Annotated in this window: 18 protein-coding genes; 12 read left to right on the top strand and 6 right to left on the bottom strand. The window is 72.4% G+C overall.

What is annotated here, in order from left to right; all coding sequences use genetic code 11:
- Positions 1-49 precede the first annotated feature (49 nt).
- A complete protein-coding gene (locus KY5_RS12475; RefSeq protein WP_418952764.1) occupies positions 50-1,300 on the top strand; it encodes a pyroglutamyl peptidase in 1,251 nt (416 codons plus the stop codon).
- Here the strand turns inward: KY5_RS12475 and KY5_RS12480 are convergent.
- Positions 1,255-2,076 carry an EI24 domain-containing protein gene (locus tag KY5_RS12480; RefSeq protein WP_098242311.1) on the bottom strand — a complete coding sequence of 274 codons (822 nt, stop codon included), beginning with the start codon at positions 2,074-2,076 and terminating at the stop codon, positions 1,255-1,257. The two genes, KY5_RS12475 and KY5_RS12480, sit on opposite strands and share 46 nt — an antisense overlap.
- Positions 2,077-2,221: 145 nt before the next feature.
- On the opposite strand from KY5_RS12480, the gene KY5_RS12485 reads away from it, so the two are divergent.
- Positions 2,222-4,804, top strand: coding sequence for a M14 family zinc carboxypeptidase (locus KY5_RS12485; RefSeq protein ID WP_418952765.1), 2,583 nt, complete (start codon positions 2,222-2,224; stop codon positions 4,802-4,804).
- Positions 4,805-4,879: 75 nt separating this feature from the next.
- Positions 4,880-6,040: a serine hydrolase domain-containing protein gene (locus tag KY5_RS12490; RefSeq protein ID WP_098242313.1), complete on the top strand. Its 1,161-nt coding sequence runs from the start codon at positions 4,880-4,882 to the stop codon at positions 6,038-6,040.
- 85 nt (positions 6,041-6,125) lie between these two features.
- Here the strand turns inward: KY5_RS12490 and KY5_RS12495 are convergent, their stop codons facing one another.
- On the bottom strand, positions 6,126-6,554 hold the full coding sequence (locus tag KY5_RS12495) for an organic hydroperoxide resistance protein (protein ID WP_098242314.1): 429 nt from the start codon (positions 6,552-6,554) through the stop codon (positions 6,126-6,128).
- Between the two features lie 102 nt (positions 6,555-6,656).
- Positions 6,657-7,688, bottom strand: a complete 1,032-nt coding sequence (locus KY5_RS12500; protein WP_098242315.1) for an NADP-dependent oxidoreductase — start codon at positions 7,686-7,688, stop codon at positions 6,657-6,659.
- 115 nt (positions 7,689-7,803) lie between these two features.
- Between KY5_RS12500 and KY5_RS12505 the strand changes: the two genes are divergently transcribed.
- Positions 7,804-8,271 (top strand): MarR family winged helix-turn-helix transcriptional regulator, encoded by a 468-nt coding sequence (locus KY5_RS12505; RefSeq protein WP_098242316.1) that lies wholly within the window; start codon positions 7,804-7,806, stop codon positions 8,269-8,271.
- 296 nt (positions 8,272-8,567) lie between these two features.
- On the opposite strand, the gene KY5_RS43230 is transcribed toward KY5_RS12505, so the two are convergent.
- From KY5_RS43230 to KY5_RS42135, 3 genes are all read right to left on the bottom strand, one after another.
- Positions 8,568-9,203 carry an SCO2400 family protein gene (locus KY5_RS43230; protein WP_098242317.1) on the bottom strand — a complete coding sequence of 212 codons (636 nt, stop codon included), beginning with the start codon at positions 9,201-9,203 and terminating at the stop codon, positions 8,568-8,570.
- Between the two features lie 113 nt (positions 9,204-9,316).
- Positions 9,317-10,648 (bottom strand): helix-turn-helix domain-containing protein, encoded by a 1,332-nt coding sequence (locus KY5_RS12515; RefSeq protein WP_098247207.1) that lies wholly within the window; start codon positions 10,646-10,648, stop codon positions 9,317-9,319.
- 6 nt (positions 10,649-10,654) lie between these two features.
- Entirely contained in the window at positions 10,655-10,807 is a 153-nt protein-coding gene (locus KY5_RS42135; RefSeq protein WP_199843050.1) for a hypothetical protein, read from the bottom strand.
- A 226-nt stretch (positions 10,808-11,033) separates the two neighbouring features.
- On the opposite strand from KY5_RS42135, the gene KY5_RS12525 reads away from it, so the two are divergent.
- From KY5_RS12525 to KY5_RS12560, 8 genes are all read left to right on the top strand, one after another.
- Positions 11,034-12,068, top strand: a complete 1,035-nt coding sequence (locus KY5_RS12525) for a DUF3068 domain-containing protein (RefSeq protein WP_098242319.1) — start codon at positions 11,034-11,036, stop codon at positions 12,066-12,068.
- Between the two features lie 264 nt (positions 12,069-12,332).
- Positions 12,333-13,499, top strand: a complete 1,167-nt coding sequence (locus KY5_RS12530; protein WP_098242320.1) for a glycosyltransferase family 4 protein — start codon at positions 12,333-12,335, stop codon at positions 13,497-13,499.
- Positions 13,496-14,224: a class I SAM-dependent methyltransferase gene (locus KY5_RS12535; protein WP_199843051.1), complete on the top strand. Its 729-nt coding sequence runs from the start codon at positions 13,496-13,498 to the stop codon at positions 14,222-14,224. The genes KY5_RS12530 and KY5_RS12535 overlap by 4 nt, the downstream gene beginning before the upstream one ends.
- Positions 14,221-18,618 carry an alpha-(1->3)-arabinofuranosyltransferase gene (locus tag KY5_RS12540; RefSeq protein ID WP_098242321.1) on the top strand — a complete coding sequence of 1,466 codons (4,398 nt, stop codon included), beginning with the start codon at positions 14,221-14,223 and terminating at the stop codon, positions 18,616-18,618. The genes KY5_RS12535 and KY5_RS12540 overlap by 4 nt, the downstream gene beginning before the upstream one ends.
- Positions 18,615-19,997 carry a condensation protein gene (locus KY5_RS12545; RefSeq protein ID WP_098242322.1) on the top strand — a complete coding sequence of 461 codons (1,383 nt, stop codon included), beginning with the start codon at positions 18,615-18,617 and terminating at the stop codon, positions 19,995-19,997. Before KY5_RS12540 ends, KY5_RS12545 begins: the two co-directional genes overlap by 4 nt.
- A complete protein-coding gene (locus KY5_RS12550) occupies positions 19,994-20,740 on the top strand; it encodes a class I SAM-dependent methyltransferase (protein ID WP_234362709.1) in 747 nt (248 codons plus the stop codon). The genes KY5_RS12545 and KY5_RS12550 overlap by 4 nt, the downstream gene beginning before the upstream one ends.
- Positions 20,741-20,757: 17 nt before the next feature.
- Positions 20,758-21,666: a hypothetical protein gene (locus KY5_RS12555; protein ID WP_098247210.1), complete on the top strand. Its 909-nt coding sequence runs from the start codon at positions 20,758-20,760 to the stop codon at positions 21,664-21,666.
- Positions 21,663-21,914 (top strand): Trm112 family protein, encoded by a 252-nt coding sequence (locus tag KY5_RS12560; RefSeq protein ID WP_098242323.1) that lies wholly within the window; start codon positions 21,663-21,665, stop codon positions 21,912-21,914. The genes KY5_RS12555 and KY5_RS12560 overlap by 4 nt, the downstream gene beginning before the upstream one ends.

Here is a 21,914-nt window from a genome sequence, read left to right on the forward strand (position 1 = left end):
CACCTCACCAGTCACTGATCCACTGGTGACCGGCCACGGAAGGATTCGCGTGTTCCCTCGTATAGGCGCCCTCGGCGCCGCCGCCCTGCTGGTCGGGCTCGGTGCCTCGGCCCCCGCCTCCGCCGCACCCACGTCCGCGTCCACGGCCACCGCCGAAGAGCAGCGGCTCGACCGGGCCGCGCCGCAGGAGATCCTGCGCCGCAGCGGATTCGACCGCCGCGCGCCCGAGTTGGCGCGGGCCCTCGCCAAGACCCGCTCCTACGCGCAGGCCCGGCGGCTCGTCGCGGGCCAGGGCGGCGACCTGTGGCGGCGGGCCGTGGACCGGGTGCAGGGGCGCGGGCCATCGGGAGGAGACCTCAGCAGGGACGACGACCGGCCGCTCTACTGGGCCAGGCTCGGGATGACGCGGGAGCTGCGGCAGTGGGAGCCGAGCGGCTTCCGGCTCTCGGAGAAGCAACGGGCCCGGCTGATCGGCGTGTTGGAGACCTCTTCGCGCGGGCAGGACGCCGTCACCTACCCCCGGGGGCACAAGCACACCAAGCGCATCCTGGTCACCGGCTTCGACCCGTTCACGCTGGACAGGGACGTACGCATCAGCAATCCGTCGGGGGCCGCCGCGCTCGCCCTTGACGGCACGACGATCCGGACCGCCGAAGGGCCCGCGCGCATCGAGGCCGTCACCTTCCCCGTCCGCTGGCAGGACTTCGCGGACGGCGCCGTGGAGCGGGCGCTGCGGCCGCAGCTGCCGCGCGTCGACCTGTTCACCACCATCAGCCAGGGGCGCGTGGGCAAGTTCGACATCGAGCGGACCAACGGCGCCTGGCGGGGCGGCTTCCCCGACAACGAGAACCTCTCCCGCACGGAGACCGTGCCGGTGAGCGATCCCGCTTCGCAGCCGCAGTGGACGTCGACGACCCTCCCGTACAAGGAGATCGTGGCCGCCGACACCGGACGCTTCCCGGTGTACGACAACACGTCGGTGACGGAGATCCCGGCGGGCGGCACCGGGCCCGTGGTCCGGCCCGACGGGCCGACCGAGGGGTCCACGGCCCGTGAGGGCGGCGGCGGGAACTACCTGTCGAACGAGATCGCCTACCGGGCGACGCTCCTGCGCGACCGGCTCGGGCTGCACGACCGGCTGCCCGGCGGCCACGTCCACACGCCCGTCCTGCAGTTCGGCGCGGGCAACACCGATCCGGCGACGGGTGCCGTGACCGATCCCGAGTTCGTACGGAACCGGCTCGACATCGTCGCTCAGGTGCGGGGGATCCTCGGGGCCGCCGCATCGTCGTCGTCCTGACTGCCGACGGCGTCACGTGAGCCGTCGCCGTCCGAGCCGTTCTCGCCCAGCAGGTCCCGTGCCATCAGCGTCGCTCCCGCGACCGCGCCCGGCATCAGGAACACGGCGACGAACGGCACGAGGAAGGCGACGGCGAGCGGCGCCCCGAAGCCCCAGGCGAGCTGCTTGCGGCCGCGCAACAGGGCGAGGCGCTCGCGGAGTTGGACGCCCCGGCGCTGCATCGCGACCGCGCTGAGCTCCTCGACGAGGAAGAAGCCGGTCACGCAGAAGCCGATCACCGGGACCACGGTCTGGCCGACGACCGGGATGAAGCCGAGCGCGAAGAGCAGGATGCCCCACACCATCGCGCGCACGACGATGCGCAGGCTGTCGCGGGCGGAGATCCACAGGTCGCGCCAGAGCGGAAGCCCCGACTCGGGGGCGTGGCCGCACTCGGAGATGTCGACCTGCTCGGACAGCGACTCGTAGAACGGCTCCCCGATGAGCAGCGTCACCGCGGTGAAGGTGACGACGGAGAGCAGCAGCGCCAGGGCGAACAGGAGCGCCGTCAGGAAGCCGCGGAAGAGGCCGAGCCAGGGCGATGACCAGTCGTCCGCGAAGGGCGTGGCCCACCCGACGAGATCGACGCCCCACAGGGCGAGCGAGACGAGCGCGGCCGCGTAGAGGACCAGCGTGATGAGGCCGGGCAGCAGCCCCCATCCGTACTGCTTGCCGTGCTGGGCGACCCAGCGCTGCCCCTTCATCAAGTAGCCGAAGCCCACACCCAGATCGCGCATGCGGCACACCTTAGCCGCAGGTGGCCGGGGGCTTGCGCGCTGCCGTGTGCCAGGACTGTCACAGGCGGGACGCAAGGCCCTCTTGTTGTACGGGAGTTGAACGGGTAAGACCTCGCTTATCGATCTCCCGGAGGTACATATGGGCATGTCCCGGCCATCAAGACCCGTTCTGGTCACCGCCGCCGCCACCGCGGGCGCGCTGCTCTTCACCGCGTTCGCCCCGGGCAGCGCCACCGCGGATCCGACACCGCGCCCGGTCACCCGCGAGGGCTCGCCGCTGGGGGCCGACCGGGCGGCCCGGGCTCCGGAGGCGGCCGCCGACCGCGCCCTCGCCGGGGTCCAGTCCGGAGCCGGGGCCGGAGCCCCGGAGCTCACCGGCGACAAGGGGCGCGGCTATCCCCGCGTGCGCGAGCTCGATCCACCACCGGAGAACCCGGCCGACAAGTCGATAAAACTGGGGCTGACGCCGTACCACGGCATAGCCCCGAAGCTGAACGCCCTCCAGCGCGTCGGCGACCGCGTGAGCGTGGAGATAGCGGGCCGCTCCGCCGGCGGTCACCAGCTCTACCTCGTGACCGTCACCGCGCCCGAGTCCGCGCGTGAGACGGCCCGCCAGGAGCGGATGCGCGAGCGCATCGAGGACTCCCCCGCCGCGGCGGCCGAGGACAAGGCGATCAAGTCCTCGTACAAGACGCCGGTCTTCATCAACAACAACATCCACGGCAACGAGTGGGAGGGCACCGACGCGGCCCTCAAGCTCATAGGGAAGCTCGCGAAGGCGAAGGACGCCAGGAGCAAGGACCTCCTCGCGCACAACCGCCTCTACTTCAACATCACCACCAACCCCGACGGGCGCATAGCGGGCACCCGCGCCAACGCCAACGGCTTCGACCTCAACCGCGACTTCATCACCGCGTCGCAGCCCGAGGCCCGCGCGGTGCGGCAGATCGCCATCGCCAAGCAGCCCGCCGTCATGATCGACCTGCACGGGTACGTGAACGGCACGCTGATCGAGCCGACCACTCCCCCGCACGGCGAGAACTACGAGTACGACCTCTTCCTGAAGAACTCCTACGCCAACGCCCTCGGCATGGAGGCCGCCATCAAGGGCCTCGGCTACACCGAGGAGAAGGACGGCGTGAAGCCGCCCGTCATCCCCTTCCGCGACCAGCAGGAGGGCTGGGACGACTGGCCGCCGATCTTCACCCCGCAGTACATGCCCTTCCACGGCGCGGTCGCCACGCACACCATCGAGTTCCCGATGCAGGTGAACAACGAGGAGTACGAGACCCAGCCGGCCGCCGAGCTGCGCCGCAGGGCCGCCATCAACGTGGACATCGCGGGCGCGGCCATGCGCGCCACCCTCGACTACACCGCGGCACACCGCCGTTCGGTGATCGCCGACCAGATCGAGGTCTTCCGGCGGGGCGCGACGGGCGCGCAGCAGGTGCCGGTCTCGGAGGAGACGGTTCCCGGCGTGCCGGGCATCGGGCCCGAGGACGTCTACACGACCGAGTTCCCCCGCGCGTACGTCATTCCGGCCGGGGGCCGGGGCCAGCGATCGGCGACGGCCGCCGCGCGCCTGGTGGACCACCTGCTCGCCAACGACGTCCGCGTGGAGCGCGCGAAGCACTCCTTCCGGCTCGGCGGCCGTACGTACGCCAAGGGCTCGTACGTCGTCGACATGCACCAGCCCAAGCGGGGCCTGGCGAACGTGATGCTGGCCGACGGGCGGGACATCAGCGACAAGGTGTCGACCATGTACGACATCTCGGGGTGGAGTCTCGGGCGGCTGTGGGGCGCGAGCGTGGACGCGGTCAAGGGCGGTGACCTGGACGGCGTGCGCGCGCGTCCGGTGCACGCCGCCTCCCGCGTCGGCCAGGTGGCCCCGCGCGGGAACCTGCGCCTGCGGCTCGACGACCCGCGCGAGATCGCCGCGCTCAACTCCCTTCTCGCGCAAGGGGTCTCGGTGCGCCGCGACCGGGATGGGAACGCCGTCCTGCCGTCGTCCGCGCGCCGTGCCGCGACCGTCGCCGCCGAGAAGTACGACGTGTCCTTCGACGCCACCAAGGCCGAGGGCGGCGCCGCGCTGCACCGCACCCGGGTCGCCGCGGCCGTCACGCCGGGCGAGCTGTTCGCGCTGCGGGAGATGAACTTCGACGTGGTGCCGGTGTCCAACGCCGTGCTCAACGCGGGCTTCGACTGGCGCACGACGGACGTCCTGTTCGTCTCCGCCGGGCTCGATCGCGGTGAGCTGAACGCCTCGGCGAAGGCGGGTCTCGACCGGTTCCTCGCCGAGGGCGGCGGTCTGGTCGGCCGGGGCGAGACCGGCGCCGCGCTCAACGCCGACGCGAAGCTGCTCGCCGCCAAGCCCGTGGCGGGCAACGGTGACGCCAACGGCGTGGTCAAGGTGACGAGTTCGGGCGGCGCGATCACCGGTGGCGCGCCGGAGCACAGCTTCGTCTACGCGCCGATGTGGTTCACCGGCCTCGGCCCCTCGGTGCGCGTGGAGCAGAAGTACGGCACGGGGAACCCGCTGGTGTCCGGGCACTGGCGGGCCACCGACGACGGCACCGGAGGCCCCTCGGCCGCCGCGGGCAGGGCCTCGGTGATCAGCGGGACCTCGGGCCGCACGGGCGTGGTCCTCTTCGGCACCGAACCGCTCTTCCGCGACCACCCCAAGGGAATGTTCCCGCAGGTCGGAAGGGCGCTGCTGACGGTCGGCTGAGGCCGGGAAATACCTTCGGGGGCGCGGCGGTTGACCGGACAGAGATCATTCCGCCGCGCCCTGGAGGCCATCACCATGACCCGTGAGATCCGAGTGCAGGGCACCGTCGCCGACGGATACGAGGCCGTGCGCGACGAGTTCACCGCCGTCCTCGCGGGCCAGGAGCCGCACTACGCGGGCCAGCTGTCCGCCTACGTCGAGGGGCGCGAGGTCGTCGACCTGTGGGTCGGGCCCGACACCGACCGCGACACGCTCTACGGGGTGTACTCCTCCACCAAGGGCGCGGCCCACCTCGTCGTCGCCCTGCTCGTCCAGGACGGCGTGCTCGACCTGGACCGCGAAGTGGCCTACTACTGGCCGGAGTTCGCCGCCGAGGGCAAGGGCGCCGTGACGCTTCGGGAGCTGCTCGCGCACCGCGCGGGCGTCGTGGGCGCCGACGCCGGGTTCTCGCCGGACGAGCTCGCCGACGACCGGGCGATCGCCGCGCGCCTGGCCACGCAGCGCCCGTTCTGGCGTCCCGGCGCCGCGTTCGGCTACCACGCGCTCTCCATCGGGGCGCTCGCGGGCGAGGTGGTGTTCCGGGCCACCGGGCGGACCTTGCGGGAGGTGTACGAGGAGCGCGTGCGCGCCCCGTTCGGGCTCGACTTCTTCCTGGGCCTGCCCGAGGAGCACGAGGGCCGCTTCCACTCCGTGCTGCCGATGGTCCCGACGCCCGAGCAGCGGGAGCTCATCGAGGCGCAGCCGACCGGGCCGCACACCCTCGCCTCGATCGCCTTCAACCGCAACGCCGCGCACCCCACCGACCTGGAGGCCCTGCCCAACTCCCGTGCCGTACGCGCCAAGGGGCCCGCGTCGGCGGGCGGCGTGGCGTCCGCGCGCGGCCTGGCGGGGATGTACGCGGCGGCGGTCACCGGCATCGGCGGGCGCGAGGCCCTCCTGAAGCCCGACACCCTGGCCGCTTTCGGGCAGGTCCAGTCGATCGGGTACGACCTGGTGGCGCGGGCCCACAAGGTGTTCGCGGTCGGCTTCCAGGCCACGTCGGAGGTCTGGTACCCGTTCCTCGGCGCGGGTTCCATCGGGCACAGCGGCGCGGGCGGCTCGCAGGCGTTCGCGGATCCGCGCGCCGCTCTCACGTACGGCTACACGCGGCGGCGGTTCGCGTTCCCGGGCGGTCCGGCGCCGGAGAACGCGCGGCTCGCGCGCGCGGTGCACGAGGCGGCGCTCGCGACGGGCTGACCGGTCGCCCCGCACGACGAGAGGGCCGCACCCCCGCCGGGATGCGGCCCTCTCGTACGAGCGATCGAACGGCCGACCGATGAGGTCAGGCGGCCGAGACCTCGACCTTGATGTTGCCGCGCGTGGCGTTCGAGTAGGGGCACACCTGGTGCGCCTTCTCGACGAGGGACTGCGCGGTGGCCGCGTCCACGTTCGGGATGGAGGCGGTGATCGCGACCTCGAGGCCGAAGCCACCGGCCTCGTTCTGGCCGATGCCGACCTTGGCGGTCACGGTCGAACCGGAGATGTCGGCGTTCTCCTTGCGGGCGACCACGCCGAGGGCGCCCTGGAAGCAGGCGCTGTAGCCCGCCGCGAAGAGCTGCTCGGGGTTGGTGCCCGCGCCGCTGCCGCCCATCTCCTTCGGGGGGTTCACGACGACGTCGAGCTTGCCGTCGTCGCTGGCCACCCGGCCGTCGCGGCCGTTCTCCGCGGTGGCGACGGCGGTGTACTTGACGTCGATCTTCTGGATGGACATGAGTGGCTGTTCCTCCTGAGATGTGACGTGGTGCGCGCCCACAACCACGGCTTGTGGAATTAGGTTATCGGATACCGGAAACCTGTCCACGGGACCGGTGGCTCAGCCGAGGGAGACGATCATCTTTCCGGTGTTCTCGCCGCGGAGCATGCCGAGGAACGCCTCAGCGCCGTTCTCGATGCCCTCGACGACCGTCTCGCGGTACTTGAGCTCGCCCGAGCGCACCCACGCGCCGACCTCGCGGACGAACTGCGGCTGGAGCGCGTTGTGGTCCTGCACGAGCATGCCCTGGAGCCGCAGGCGCTTGCCGATGACCATGGCGAGGTTGCGCGGGCCCGGGGTCGGCTCGGTGTCGTTGTAGCCCGCGATCATGCCGCAGATGGTGGCGCGGCCGTGCACGTTCATGCGGCTGATGGCGGCCTCCAGGTGCTCGCCGCCCACGTTGTCGAAGTAGACGTCGACGCCGTCGGGGGCGGCCTCCTTGAGCTGCTCGACGACCGGCTTGGCGTCCTTGTAGTTGAAGGCCGCGTCGAAGCCGTACTCCTCGACGAGCAGCTTCACCTTCTCGTCCGAGCCCGCCGAGCCGATGACGCGCGAGGCGCCCTTGAGCTTGGCGATCTGGCCGACCTGGCCGCCGACGGCACCGGCCGCGCCGGAGACGAAGACGGAGTCGCCCTCCTTGAAGGAGGCCACTTCGAGCAGGCCCGCGTACGCGGTCAGGCCCGTCATGCCGAGCACACCGAGGTACGCGGAGAGCGGCGCGGCCTGCGCGTCCACCTTCGTGGCGTGCTGCGCGGGGACGGAGGCGTACTCGCGCCAGCCCGCGAAGTGCAGGACGTGGTCGCCGACCGCGAAGCCCTCGGCGTTGGAGGCGATGACCTCGCCGACCGCGCCGCCCTCCATGGGGTGGTCCAGCTGGAACGGCGGGATGTAGGACTTCACGTCGTTCATCCGGCCCCGCATGTACGGGTCCACGGAGAAGTGCAGGTTGCGCACGAGGACGCGGCCCTCGGCCGGGGCGGTGACGGGGACCTCGCGCAGCGCGAAGTCCTCCGGCACGGGCCAGCCGCTCGGGCGGCGCACGAGGTGCCATTCGCGGCTAACGGAGGGGAGCTGCTCGGGGGTGACGGACATGGGGGGGCGTCCTCCAGATACTGGCCTCGTACTGGCCTCAGAAATACTTCATGTTCTGAAACAACCATGCGCCTAGATATTTCATGATGTCAAGTAACCGGGTAGCCTGGAGACCATGGCCACCAGTAGCTCCCCGTCCTCCGCCGCTCCCTCGCCCTCGCCGCGCACCGACCCGCTGACCCTTGAGGTCGTCGAGCTCATCGGGACGGTCGTGGCGCGCTACTACGAGGAGTACGAGGAGGCGGCGTCCGAGCACTCGCTCACCGGGGCGCAGGCGCGGGTGCTCGGCCTGCTCTCCATCGAGCCGATGCCGATGCGGCGCATAGCCAAGAAGCTGAAGTGCGAGCCGTCCAACATCACGGGGATCATCGACCGCCTGGAGGCGCGTGGTCTCGTCGAGCGGCGTCCTGACCCGGCGGACCGGCGCGTGAAGCTGGCGGCGCCGACGGAGGAAGGGGTGCGGGTCGCGCGGGGGCTTCGGGACTCGTTGAACTTCGCGCGGGAGCCGTTGGCCGAGCTTTCGCGTGAGGAGCGGGTGTCGTTGCGGGGGCTTTTGCGGAGGATGCTTGGGGAGGGGGCTTGAGGGTCCGCTCCGGGGTTGGCCTGCGGGTCACGCTCGTGCCGTGCGGGGCCGGTCGCGCAGTTCCCCGCGCCCCTTAGCCGTCTGGCTTCCTGGCCTCGTCAGGCATGAGCCACCCGGGGTTTCGCGCCGTTCCCCGCGCCCCTGAATTCGCCCCCGCCGTCGGGCCCCGCCAGGGGCGCGGGGAACGGCGCGAGCAGCCACGACGCGCCCGCAGGCGAAACACTGCGGAGGCGGCCCGATCAGGGGCGCGGGGAACTGCGCGAGCAACCACGAATCAGCCGCGGACGCAGTCGACGCTACGTGCACCACCACAAGAAGCGGTCGCACGACTCCGACGGGTCGGGGGGTGAGGTGGGGTGGGTCGAGGGGGCGGGGGCCTCCGGTGGGGAGGATCCGGGCGGGGCGGAAGCGCCGGGGCCGACGTCGCCCGGCTTCCCTGATGCCGTCTGCTCGACGGCGGACTCCTGACCACCCTTCACCCCCCGCGCGGAAGCGGAGGAGGAAGGGGAGGAGGAGGGAGAAGAGGAAGAGGAGGAGGGAGGGGGAGCCGCGGCGGAGGCGGAAGAGGGCGTCGGCGCCGACGGGGGCCTCGACGTCGGACCGCCGGAGGCAGCCGCCTCACCGTCCGGCGCCGACGCCCCCACAGGCTCGTCCGCGCCCCCCTCCGTCCCCAGCTCCGCGAGACTCAGCCCACCCGCGGCGAGCGCGAGCCCCGCGGTGACCAGGAGCACCTTGCGGCGCCTGCGCCGATGCCCCCTCCGGCCCCGGCCGCGCCCACGCGCGCGTGGGGCCTCCTCCTCGTACGCCTCGTCGCGCTCCTCCCGTACCGCGACCGACCGCGCGTACTCCCGGCACGCCTCGGCGGGAGTCCCGCACCCCGGGCAGGCGAGGGCGCCGTTGAGGTGCCTGCGGCACGGGTGGCAGTAGTCCATGAGGCATGGAGGCTAGGTGCCGCGCCGGGAACAGTGGAAGCCGCCCCTGTGAAAGTTGTGTGCGGAATCGAATGGTCCGGCGCGTCGGGCCCGGCCCGTGCCGGGTTTCACCGCTACGCCCTGCCCAGCTGCCCCCGCAACCGCCGCGCCCGCAGGACCAGTTCCAGTTCGAAGCGACGGTCGGGGTCGTCGATCTCGTCGCCCCACAGCTCCCTGATCTGGCGCAGGCGGTAACGGACCGTCTGGGGGTGGACGCCGAGCCGGGCCGCCACCTCCGGGGCGCCACCGCGGGTTTCCAGCCAGGCGAGGAGCGTCTCGGCGAGGCGGCGGCCGTGCGCGGGCCCGCAGTGGGCGAGGGGTGCGAGGCACCGGCGGGCCAGGTCCTCGATGAGTTCCTCGGGCTGGAGCAGGACGAGGGCCTCGGTGTGCTCGGTGCAGTGCAGGACCTCGCCCGCGGGCAGCAGGCCGCGCTCCATGAGCCGTACCGCGGCCTCCGCCCAGCGCAGCGACTTCGCCGCGTCGGCGAGCGGCACGGGCGGTCCGATGGCGCCCGACCAGCCCGCCATGGCGCGGCGCAGCAGTTCGGGGCGGCCCGCCGCGTCGGGGTCGGGCACGACCATGCGGGGCTGTTCGGCCTCCATGTCGAGCAGCACGCCCTGCCCGACGGCGGGCGCGACGGCCTCGCGCGCGGGGCGCAACAGGACGCCCACGGCGACGCGTTCGGGCAGTTGCCAGCCGACCCGGGCGGCCCGTTCGCCGAGGCCGTTGCCGAGCGAGGCGTGGCCAGGGCCCGATGCCGCGCCCTGGCCCGAGCCGGGCAGCGGTCCCGCGAGCACGCCGTGCGCGCCGCCGCCTTCGGGGCGCCGCTCGGCGAGCAGCAGCTCCATCAACTTCCGCTGCAACCGCAGCCGTTCGCCCGCCTCGCGGGCCGCGGCCTCGGCGTAGCCGCGTACGGACTGGTCGACGAGGCCGTCGAGGTACTCGAAGCCCGCCTCGGCGAGTTCGTACATGGCGGGCGGCGGGATCTCGATCTGCTGGCCGATCTCGGCGAGCCTGCGCCAGGCGAGCCGCACGCCGAGCCGGTAGATCGCCTGGAGCGAGTCGAGGCTGCGGCCGTGCAGGCCCTCGCCGCGGCCGAACTCCTGGAAGACCTCCAGGTGGTAGCGGGGCCGCCCCTCCTGGGACGCGAGTTGCTGGACGAAGCCCTCCAGGGCGCGGCGTATCCCGATGAGCGCCATCGGCTCGCCCGAGTCGTCGAGGACGACGGGCAGACCGGGGTACTCGGCCCGGATCTCGCGCAGGATGTCCTGGGCGAGCGCGGGCACCTCCTCCATGGCGAGCGCGGCGAACTGCCGCACCTGTATCGGGGGCACGTCGCGCCAGGCGGAGCGCCCCGCGGCGTGGGCCTGGCTCTCGGCGGCGGGCGAGGTCTCGGTGGCGGGCACGGTCACTCACTGCCCCCGCGCGGGTGCCTCGTAGTGCACAAGGGGCGTATTGGGCTGATCCGGCGTGGCGTCGAGGAGCGCGACGATTCCGAGCGCGGCGCCCACGGCGAGCAGCGCCCCGGCGGCGACGGTGAGTGAAGCGGCGAGCAGTCGGTGCATGCGAGGGTCAGCCTCTCGGTCGGAGGTCGTCCCCACCCTGGTCAGACAGTCCTCGCGCGCGCCGGGACGCATCCGTCCGCGGTCCTCGTCGCACGCTTCGCACCGGGCCCCGTCCGGCAAGTGCCCAGTCTCGGCAATGCATTGACACCTCGTCAAGGGTGCGCCTACGGTTCCCGGCCCATACGGCTCGGTAACACTCTCCCGCCCTCAGCCCAGGAGTGACCCCATGCGCCGCACCGCCTCACCGCTTTCGCTGATCCTTCTCGGCCTTGGCGCGTTCCTTCTGGTCCTCGCACCGATGCTCGCCTGGTACGTGGAGCCACGCGCGAAACGCACCCCCGTCGACATCGACGTCGTCACCGTCTTCAAGGGCAAGGGGAGTTATTTCGACACCGAGAAGATCAAGACGGTCCACGACAAGAACCTCACGGTCACCCGGCAGGTCCGCGGCGACGTCGAGGACAGCGAGGACAGCGGGCGCGCGATCTGGGACGTGTCCACCTCCATCGACCCCGACAAGTCGCTGCCCGCGGCCGATCCGCACGACTCGCTCCAGTGGACCCTGGAGCGCTGGGTCACCGACCGGAAGACGAACGCGCCGGTGCACTGCTGCGGCGAGGAGCCGTACTTCGAGGGCGAGGCGTACCTGAAGTTCCCCTTCGACGTGGAGAAGCGCTCCTACCGCTGGTGGGACAACACGCTGGGGGCGACGGTGCCGCTCACCTACCGGGGCACCAAGAAGGTCCAGGGGTACGAGGGTTACCGCTTCACCGGCTCCGTGAAGGCCACCAAGACGGGTACCCGGCAGGTGCCGGGCCGACTGGTCGGGCAGCCGAGGAAGAGCCAGGTGATGGCCGACGAGTACTACGCGAACCACGGCATCGAGCTCGTCGCCGACCAGCGCACGGGCCGGATCATCTACGCCGCGATCGGGCCCCGCAAGACGCTGCGCGCGCCGGGTTCCAGCAAGGACGCGACGGTGCTTCTCGACAGCGAGCGGATCGCGTTCACCCCTGCCACGCAGAAGGCCCAGGTGAAGCTCGCGGACGACGACAGCAGCCGGTTGAAGCTGGTCGGACAGACGCTGCCGCTGGTCGCCGTGATCCTCGGCGCGGTGCTCGCGGTGGCCGGAATCGTCCTGGTCCTGCGCGGCCGGAGCGACGACGGGGCGAACGGCCGCGGAAGGGACGATGAATCGACGGAGCCGAAGAGTCCGAATCCTGATACGTCCCCAACCGCCCTGCAACCCACCACGATGTGATGAGACGTCAGCTCTTAAAAGCCCGGAAATTATCACCTCCGTGAGTAGCCGCGCCGAACGGGGCGGCGAAAACTGTCCACCCCACCCGAGCACAGTCCGCGCACCGCCCCCGCACCGGCCGGGCACAGCACCTCCGCAGGGCCACCCCCACGGCCTCGCGGCACGCCCGGCAGCACGGCTGGACAGCACGAACAGCGACACCGCAGGACCGTTCCGCCCGACCGCCCCCCACAGTTCCGCACCCTGAGACGAGTTGGAGCACGCATGCCCCAGCACGTACCGTCCTCGCTGCGCGCGGCCGCCCCACGCCGCGCGGAGTACCTTTCGGCGCCTCCCCCACAACCGCGCCGGATCGTCTTCCTCGCCCACCGCGACCTCAGCAACCCGGCCGCGGGCGGCTCCGAACTCCTCGTCGACAAGCTCGCCGACGGGCTCAGCAGACAGGGGCACCAGGTCACCCTGTTATGCGGGGGCCCGGCCGCCTTCCGTGACTACCGCGTGGTGTCCGCGGGCGGCGACCTCGGCCACTACCTGCGGGCGCGCTCGGCGTTCACCCGGCAGGTCGGCGACTGCGATCTCCTGGTCGAGGTCTGCAACGGCATGCCGTACCTGGCACCGCTGTGGCACCGCGGCCCCACCCTCTGCCTGGTCAACCACGTCCACACCGACCTGTGGGGGATGCGCTTCCAGGGCGCGCTCGCCCCCGCCGCCCGGATCGGCCGAAGACTCGAACACTGGGCCCTCTCGGGCGCGCAGCGCGGCAATCTCCTGGTGGCCGTCTCGCCGTCGACGGCCACGGCCCTGCGCACGATCGGGGTCGAACGGGAGCGCATCCGCATCGTGCACAACGGCGTCGAGGAGCCCGGGCCGCTGCACGCCCGCTCCGACGAGCCGCTGTTCCTCGCCATGGGACGCCTCGTCGAGTACAAGCGCATCGACCTGCTCCTGCGCCTGTGGGAGCGCGTCAGACCCGTCACCGGCGGCCGCCTGGTGATCGTGGGAGACGGGCCCGAGCGCGGCCGGCTCGAACAACTCGCGGGCCCCGGCGTGGAGTTCAGGGGCCATGTCACCGAGGCGGAGAAGCACCGGCTGCTCTGCGAGGCGTGGCTGCTGCTCCATCCGTCGGCCGTGGAGGGCTGGGGCCTCGTCATCACCGAGGCGGCGACGCGCTCCACGCCGTCGATCGGCTTCGACGTCCCCGGCGTACGCGACTCCATCGAGGACGGCGTCACCGGACTGCTCGCCCGGGGCGAGAGCTCCTTCGCCGCCGCCTGGTGCACCCTGGCGCTGAGCACCGAGCGGCGCGAGACCTTCGGCAAGGCCGCCGGCGAGCGCGCCGCGCGGTTCCGCTGGGCCAACACGGTCCGGCAGTTCCAGGCGGTGGCGGCGGAGGCCGTGGGCCCCCGACAGGAACCCCAGGGGTCTGCGTGAAGGATCCCTCGCTGCGGCGCTCCGTCACCCTCTTCCGGGCCTTCCTGCGCGAACAGCGGGAGCCGGAGCACTGCTACACCCTGCTCGCCCGCGACGCCGCCGACCAGGTCGAGGCGTACGTGCCGGTGAAGGACCGCGTCGTCGTCGACGTGGGCGGCGGGGGCGGCTACTTCACGGAGGAGTTCCGGCGGCGCGGCGCGCAGAGCTTCCTCTTCGAGCCCGACCTCTCGGAGATGACGGCGCACGGCACCAAGCCGCCCGAGGGGTCGGTCGTCGCGGACGGCTATCTGCTGCCGCTCGCGGACGGCGTCGCCGACGTCACGTTCTCCTCGAACGTCCTGGAGCACGTCGACGACCCGGAGACCTTCCTGAGCGAGCTGGTCAGGGTCACCAGACCCGGCGGCCTGATCTACGTCTCGTTCACCAACTGGCTCTCCCCCTGGGGCGGTCACGAGTGGGCGCCCTGGCACTACCTGGGCGCCGAACGGGCCCGCGCCCGCTACGAAAGACGTACCGGCAAGGCCGCGAAACACACCCTCGGCGAGAACCTCTACGCCCACCACGTCGGCACGACCCTGCGCCAGGTGCGGGCCCGTGACGACGTGGCCGTGGTGTCGGCACGCTCCCGCTACTGGCCGTTCCTGGCCGGGGCCATCACCAAGGTGCCGGGAGTGCGCGAGTTCGCGACCTGGAACCTTCTCCTCATCCTCAGGCGGTGTCCATGACCACGGTCCAGGCCCCACCCCCGGCGGCCGTCAGGCCCACCACCCAGGCGCCTGAACCCTCGGGGGGGCCGCGCTCGCGGCGCTGGCTCCTGGGGTTCTGGGCCGTGGTGTTCGTGCTCTTCCTCGCGGTGAAACCCGGGCGGATGACGTTCGACACCAAGCTCGGTGTCGCCGTCGACCCCTGGCAGTTCCTCTCCGACCTCGGCCAGCTGTGGCACGACAGGGGCGGCTTCGGCGGGATCCAGGACCAGTACGCGGGCTACACCTTCCCGATGCTGCCGTTCTACGGCCTGGCCAAGCTCGTGCAGCTGCCGGTGTGGCTCGCCGAGCGGCTCTGGCTCTCGCTGATCGTGGCGACGGCCTTCTGGGGCGCGCTGCGGCTCGCCGAACGCCTGGGCATCGGCAGCAGACCGAGCAGGCTCCTCGGCGCCGTGGCGTACGCGCTGTGGCCGACGTTCACCGTCGTGGTCGGCTCGACGTCGGCGGCCGCGCTGCCCGGCGCGGTGCTGCCGTGGGTGCTGCTGCCGCTGACCAACGAGCGGATCAGCGCGCGCCTGGCGGCCTGCCGTTCGGCGCTGATCATCCCCTTCATGGGCGGCGTGAACGCGGCGGCGACCCTCGCTTCCCTGCTCCCCGTGGGCCTCTATCTCCTCTCGCGCCCGAAAGGGCCGCGCAAGCGGAAGCTGATCACCTGGTGGGTCCCCGGCGTCGTCCTGGCGACCGCCTGGTGGGTGGTCCCCCTCCTGATGCTCGGCATCTACGGCGAGAACTTCCTTCCGTACGTGGAGAACTCGGCCACCACGACCGGCACGATGTCGGCCACCGAGACGCTGCGCGGCGCGGGCAACTGGGTCGCCTACCTGCACTTCGGCGAGGCGTGGCTGCCCGCGGGCTGGACGGTGGCGACGGCCGTCGTCACGATCGTCTGCTCGGCCCTCGCCGCCGCGCTCGGCCTCGCGGGCCTGGCCCGGCGCGACCTGCCCGAGCGCCGCTGGCTGGTCCTGACCGTCCTCTCGGTCGTCCTGGTCACCCTGGCCGGCTACGGCGGCGCGTTCGGCGCCCCCTTCCACGGCACCGTCCAGTCCTGGCTGAACGGCGGGCTCGTCCCGTTCCGCAACATCTACAAGTTCCAGACGGGCCTGGCCCTCGCGCTGGTCCTCGGTCTGATGCACCTGGTGGGCGTCGCCTCCCAGGCACGCGGGGCGCGCCCGGTGCGCGGCCGCCGCTACGCGCCCCTGATCGCCGCGGTCCTCGTCCTCCCAGGGCTCGCCTGGCCGTACCTCAACGGCTCGATCCTGCAACCGGGTTCGTTCCAGAAGCTCCCCACGTACTGGCAGACCACCGCCGACTGGCTGGAGAAGTACTCCCCCGACTCGCGCGCCCTGGTCGTGCCCGCCACCGCGCACGGCATCTACACCTGGGGCTCCCCCATCGACCAGCCCCTCGACGTGCTCGCCGACTCCCGCTGGGCACAGCGCGACTACGTGCCGTTCGGCACGCCGGGCAACCGCCGCGCGATGGACGCGGTCGAGCAGGCCCTGATGACCGGCGCCGAAGTCCCCGGCCTCCAGGACTACTTGCAGCGCGCGGGCCTGCACTACGTCGTCGTACGCAACGACCTGGACCCCGACCAGATCGGCAACGTGCCGACCTCGACCGTCAAGCGCACCCTGACGGAGTCCGGCTACCGCCGCGTCACGGGCTTCGGCCCGACGGAGACCGGCGGCAGGATCGCGAACGACACCCCCATCCAGGTGGAGGGCCTCTACTCGCGCCAGCGCGCGGTGGAGATCTACGCGCCCGGCTCCGGCGCAGGGCGTCCCGGACAAGCGGGCCTGAAGCCGGTGTCCAACACGGCGGTGGTCAGCGGCGGGCCCGAGTCCCTGCTCCCGCTCTCCGCCGACCCGGCGATGCGCGACCGCCCCACCGTCCTGACCGGCGACAACCACCCCGGCATCGGAACTCCCGGGCTACAGGCGGTCGGTGACGGCCTGCGCCGCGCCGACACCCGCTTCGGCCTGGTCAACTCCAACACCTCGTACACGTACGGCCGTGACGAACGCAACGCGCCCGACGCGCTCCAGGACCCCGGCAAGAAGCCGCACCAGATCCTGCCGACCAAGGGCGTCGAGCACCAGACGACGGCGGAGCTGCGCGGCGCGAAGTCGGTGACGGCCTCCTCCTACGGCAACTGGCTCTTCCACCTGCCGCAGTACGACCCGGTGAACGCCTTCGACGGCAATCCGGCCACGGCCTGGGCGGAGGGCAACGCGGAGTCGGCGAAGGGCGAGTGGCTCCGGGCCGAGTTCAACTCGGCGATCGACGTCCCCCCCTCCTTCCGCGTCACACCGCTTCCGCAGGACGGCGGGGTGCGCGCGGCCCCCACCCGGATCCGCGTGGAGACCTCGCGCGGCAGCGTCACGAGCAACCTCCAGCCCAACGGCACGGCCCAGCGCGTCAAGGCCAAGCCGGGCTCCACCAAATGGATCAAGATCACGATCCTGGACACCCAGGAGGCCAAGCCCGGCCTGACAGGCGCGGGCTTCGCGGAGATCAGCATCCCCGACGTACGCGTCACCAAGCTCCTCCAACTCCCCACGGACGCCGAGAAGTCGACGGACGCGAAGTCGACGACCTACTCCCTGCACCGCTCCTCCGACCCGGGCGCCCTCTCGCCGGTGAACACCGAGTCGGGCCTGCACCGCCGCTTCACCACGGCGAAGGGCGGCGAGTACACGGTGAAGGCGAGCGCGGTCGCCGTGCCGGGGCGTGAACTCGACGAGCTGCTCTACAAGGTGGCGCCCGAGCAACAGCAGCAGATCATCGCGACGGCGGACTCCACCGCGCGACTGGGCAGCGACCTGTCACCGCGCAACCTCACCGACGGCGACCTCACCACCGGCTGGATCGCGGGCACCACCGACCGCCCGGTGATCCACCTCAAGTGGCCGGACAAGCAACCGGTCGGCGAGATCGTGCTGCCCGCCGCCGGCGGCCTCTCCACCCGCCCCGAGAAGATCGAGATCAGCTCGCCGGACGGCGCGGCGACCGCGGGCGTGGACGAGAACGGCAACGCCCGCTTCGCCCCGATCACCACCGACGAGATGGACATCACCATCACGGAGACGGCGCCGCTGACCGTCCACAACCCGGTGGCCGACGACAACCTCCAGCTCCCCGTGGGCCTCACCGAGGTCTACGTCCCCGCCCTCGACAAGTACCGCACGCCCCAGCCCGACCCCACCGACACCTTCAGCCTCCCCTGCGGCCAGGGCCCGACGATGTCGGTCGACGGCGAGCTCTTCGAGACGAGCGCCAAGGGCAAGGTCCAGGACCTCACGGACCGCCGCCCGGTCGACATCACGCTCTGCCAGGAGGGCAAGAAGGCGGACACCGTCCGCCTGGACGCCGGGGCGCACAGCGTGGAGACGGGCGACGCGGGCCCGCTCACGGTCATGGACGCGTCCCTGACCACCGGCACCCCCGACCGGCTCGACGAGACCTCCCGCGACCTCCAGGTCAAGGACTGGCTCGGCGACCGCCGCGAGCTGAAGGTCGGCTCGGGCGCGGCCTCGTACCTCACCACGTACGAGAACGTGAACGACGGCTGGAAGGCCACGCTCAACGGCAAGGAGCTGACCTCGCTGCGGCTCGACGGCTGGCAGCAGGGCTGGCTGGTGCCCCAGGGCGAGGGCGGCACCGTCAAGCTCACCTACGAGCCCTCGCAGCTCTACGAGATCGGCCTGATCCTCTCCGGCGTGGCGATCCTGGCCCTCATCGCGCTGGTCGTGATCCGCCGCCGCGACCCCAACCCGGACACCCCCGCCCCGCCCCCGCCCGCCCCGGGACCGGTCCTCGGCACGGTGGCGCTCACCCTGATCGCGGCGGTCGTCGCGGGCCCGTTCGCCCTCCTGGTCCCGGCCCTGGCCCTGCTCGCCCGGTACCGCCACGCGCTGCTCGTGCCGATCGCCTTCGTGGCGATGGCGGGCGCGGGCATCGCGGCGGCCACGGGCGCGGGCGAGCCCATCGCCTCCGACGAGGGGGCGTTCGGCCCCGCGGCCCAACTCCTCGCGCTCATCGCCCTGTTCGCGGCGCTGGTGACCGTACGGGAGCAGACACGCCCCCGCACCGCGGATACGTTGGAGCAGGAACCGCCCCCCGAGCCGCCGTCCCACGCGCCGTCGAACGCTCCCACGCTCGACCTGGGCGACCGGACGCCCCCGCTGCCCCGGCGCCACCGCGGCGAGAACGGCCCCGCGGGCCCCACGGTCTCGGCCAGGGGCCCCTCGTCCGCCCAGCCGGACCCGGCCCCGCCGGGAAGGGCCACGATCCGCTTCCCGCGCCGCAGGCAACGGACAGCGCCCAGCACGCCGGAGACGGGGAAGGACACATGACCGCACTCGACCACCCGGCACACCACGCGGAGAACGGCCCCACCCGGGTGCCGTTCCCCGTGGTGGACGAGGTCTCCCGGCACTGCCTCCAGGAGGAGGAGCCGGAGACCGTACACATAGAAGTGCACCTGCCCGGCACCCCGGACCCCGACCGCCTCAGGGCCGCCTTCCACGAGGCCCTGCGCCGCCACCCGCGCATCCTGATGCGGGAGGCGAAGGGCCCGTGGTACCGCCGCCGCTACGAGTGGGAACTGACCGGGGAACCCGACACCGAGCCGGTCTCCTTCCCGCCCCCGGAACCGGACGCCCTGAAACGAGCCAGAGACCGCGCCCTCTCCCAAGCCCCGCCCCTGACCTCCTCCCCACCGATCCGCCTGGAGGTGGTGGCGGCTCCCGGGACGGCGGACGGCCCCGCTCCACACGAAGGCGAGCGCCCTCCTGCGACGGAAACACGGGGCTCCGTCCTCTTCCTGACGATCAACCACACGGCCCTGGACGGCCCGGCCTGCCTCCGCGTCCTGGCGACGGCCGCCGAGCTGTACGGCGGCAAGGACAACGCCCCTGCCGCGCCCCCTTCCCGTACGACCACCGAAGAGGCCGCGCCCCAGCCGCCTTCCGACGCGCCCTCCGGCTGGTCGCCACCCGCAAGGGTCGCCAAGGGCGCCCCGGAACCCTCCCCCGGCAACGGCATGCTGGTGGCGGAGCTCCCCGTGCCCCGCCGCCCCAAGGGATCCCCCTTCACCGTCAACGACCAGCTCATGGTCGCGACCGCCCTGATGATCGCCCACTGGAACCGCGAACACGGCGCCCGCCCCCGCCCCTTCCGCATCACGATGCCCGTGGACGACCGCCCCAGGGACGCCACGATGCCGATAGGAAACGGCACCCGCCTGGTCGAAGTCCCCTTCGGCGCGGCCGAGTTGGGGAGGGACGACTGGACCCCCGAAGCCATCCGCGACCTCCTGAGCCGCACATCGGACCGCACCCGCGCCCTCAAGGCCCTGGCCCGCCCCCAACTGGGCCACGGCGCCACGCTCCTGACGGCCCCCGTGCTCCCCGTCACCCTGAGAGCCGCCGTGACGAGGGCGCTGCGCAGAGCCGCGGCCCCCTGGACGTCCACCACCCTCCTGAGCAACATCGGCCGGATCCCCTACGCCCTGGACTTCGGCGACGCGGGCCGCGCCCACGCCGTGTGGTTCTCCGCCCCCGCCCGCCTCCCGCGCGGCCTCACCGTGACGACGGCGTCGACGGCGGGCCGCCTGCACGTGGCGCTGCGCTGGTCGAAGACGCTGCTGAGCCACGGCGACGGGGCGCACCTGCGCGACCTGTTCGAGCACTACCTGCACGCGACGGAGCACACGGAGGAGGCCCCGCAGTGACCACCCAGCTGACACGGCACCGCCCCCCGGGCCTGCGGGACTTCTACGAGAACCCGGCGGTCCCCGTCGCCTCGGGCGACGCCCGCACCCTCCGCCAGGCCCGCATCCTCGCCACCGCGCTGGGCCCCGCCACGGCCCGTACGACCCCCGCCACCATCCTGGACATCGGCTGCGGCGACGGCACGGCGGCGGCCACCGCCGCCCCCCTCCTCGCGGGCCACCGACTCATCGGCGTCGACTGGTCGCAGGACGCGCTCAAGCGCGCCCACGCCCTCCTCCCCCACGTCGTACGGGGTGAACTCACCGACGGCGGGCTGCCGTTCGCGGACGGTGCGGCGGACGCCGTCCTGTTCAGCGAGGTGATCGAGCACCTGGTGGACCCGGACAGCGCCCTCGACGAACTGCGCAGGGTCCTCAGGCCGGGCGGGCACCTCATGCTGTCCACCCCCAACCTCGCCGCCTGGTACAACCGGGGCCTGCTCCTGGCGGGTGTGCAGCCGGTCTTCTCCGAGGTGAGCCTGCGGGGCATCCACGGCCGTCCGGGCAAGGAGGTCGTGGGCCACCTGCGGCTGTACACGGCCCGCGCCCTGCGCGCGTTCGTGGCGGCGTCCGGCTTCGAGGTCGTGAGCCTCGCGGGCGCGCCCTTCCACGGCGTGCCACGCCCGCTCAGAGCTCTGGACCGGCTGGCCTGCGCCGTGCCGAGCGCCGCCTCGATCCTGCTGCTGCACGCCCGAAGGACTTGAGTCCCATGTGGTGGGGTGTGGCCGCGGCGCTGCTCGCGAACGTGCTCTACAGCACCGGATTCGTCCTGGAGAAGCGGGCGTTGACGTCGATGCCGTCGGTGAGCGTCCGCAACCCGGCCCGCCTGTTGCGCCAGGTGCTCGGCAGTCCGCTGTGGATCGGCGGCTCCCTGGCCCTCGCGGCGGGCTTCGGCGCGCAGCTCGCGGTCTACCGCACGCTGCCGATCGCCGCCGCGCAGGGCATCTTCGTATCGGGCCTGGTCCTGCTCCTCCTGCTCTCCTCGGTCCTGCTCGGCGAGCAGACCTCGGGCCGCGAGCGGTACGCGGTCGGGGCGATCCTGCTCGCGCTCCTGATGGTCGTCCTCTCGCTGAGCGAGAACTCCGACACGGTCGGCCACGGCGCGCCCGCGCCCCTGGTCCTCACGGTGTGCCTGCCCTCGCTCGCGGCGGGCCTCTGGCTGTACTCGACCGCCGAGCGCCGCGCCAAGCACCGGCACCGGATGCCGACGGCGGGCGTCGAGTACGGGGTCGCGGTGGGCCTGCTGTACGGCGTGAGTTCGCTGGCCATCAAGGGCGTGTCGAGCTACCTCACGACGGAGGGCATCGGCGGCGCGCTCGTCGACCTGCTGCGCTCGCCCTACCCGTATCTGCTGCTGTTCACCGGCGCGTTCGGCCTGGTCATGTCGCAGGCGGCGCTCCAGCGCTGCCGGGCCTCGCTCATCGTCCCGGTGTGCACGACGGTTACGTCGCTGTTCACGGCGGTACTCGGGACGCTGGCGTTCGGCGAGGCGCTGCCGCACGAGCCGGTGCGGCTCGCACTGCGGATCGCGGGCACGGTGCTCGCGGTCTGCGTGCTCCTCGCCATGCCGAAGCACGACGGCACGGCTCCCCGACCCACGCCCCCCACCAAGGAGTTGACGAGCGGATGAACCCCGACGACCCGCTGCTGAAGATCCTCGCCTGTCCGCTGGACAAGGGCCCGCTGCACCTGCTGAGCCCGACGGAGCCGCTCGGCGCGGCCGAGCCCGTACCGGCGGAGGCCCTCTACAACCCCCGGCTGCGGCGCCGCTACCCGATCGTCGACGGGGTCCCGCAGCTCCTGCCGTCCTCCGGCGAGCAGGTCCCCGAGGACGAGCACGAACGACTGCTCAAGCTGATCCCACCGATCTCGCCGTGA

The organism is Streptomyces formicae, from assembly GCF_002556545.1.
GTDB classification, from domain to species: Bacteria; Actinomycetota; Actinomycetes; order Streptomycetales; family Streptomycetaceae; genus Streptomyces; species Streptomyces formicae_A.

What these genes read in the sequence shown, in the direction of transcription:
- KY5_RS12495 (WP_098242314.1), bottom strand. Translation starts at nt 6,554, where the DNA reads ATGTCCATCCAGAAGATCGACGTCAAGTACACCGCCGTCGCCACCGCG.
- KY5_RS12480 (WP_098242311.1), bottom strand. Translation starts at nt 2,076, where the DNA reads ATGCGCGATCTGGGTGTGGGCTTCGGCTACTTGATGAAGGGGCAGCGC.
- KY5_RS12525 (WP_098242319.1), top strand. Translation starts at nt 11,034, where the DNA reads ATGCGCCGCACCGCCTCACCGCTTTCGCTGATCCTTCTCGGCCTTGGC.
- KY5_RS12500 (WP_098242315.1), bottom strand. Translation starts at nt 7,688, where the DNA reads ATGTCCGTCACCCCCGAGCAGCTCCCCTCCGTTAGCCGCGAATGGCAC.
- KY5_RS42135 (WP_199843050.1), bottom strand. Translation starts at nt 10,807, where the DNA reads ATGCACCGACTGCTCGCCGCTTCACTCACCGTCGCCGCCGGGGCGCTG.
- KY5_RS12545 (WP_098242322.1), top strand. Translation starts at nt 18,615, where the DNA reads ATGACCGCACTCGACCACCCGGCACACCACGCGGAGAACGGCCCCACC.
- KY5_RS12530 (WP_098242320.1), top strand. Translation starts at nt 12,333, where the DNA reads ATGCCCCAGCACGTACCGTCCTCGCTGCGCGCGGCCGCCCCACGCCGC.
- KY5_RS12540 (WP_098242321.1), top strand. Translation starts at nt 14,221, where the DNA reads ATGACCACGGTCCAGGCCCCACCCCCGGCGGCCGTCAGGCCCACCACC.
- KY5_RS12505 (WP_098242316.1), top strand. Translation starts at nt 7,804, where the DNA reads ATGGCCACCAGTAGCTCCCCGTCCTCCGCCGCTCCCTCGCCCTCGCCG.
- KY5_RS12485 (WP_418952765.1), top strand. Translation starts at nt 2,222, where the DNA reads ATGTCCCGGCCATCAAGACCCGTTCTGGTCACCGCCGCCGCCACCGCG.
- KY5_RS43230 (WP_098242317.1), bottom strand. Translation starts at nt 9,203, where the DNA reads ATGGACTACTGCCACCCGTGCCGCAGGCACCTCAACGGCGCCCTCGCC.
- KY5_RS12490 (WP_098242313.1), top strand. Translation starts at nt 4,880, where the DNA reads ATGACCCGTGAGATCCGAGTGCAGGGCACCGTCGCCGACGGATACGAG.
- KY5_RS12560 (WP_098242323.1), top strand. Translation starts at nt 21,663, where the DNA reads ATGAACCCCGACGACCCGCTGCTGAAGATCCTCGCCTGTCCGCTGGAC.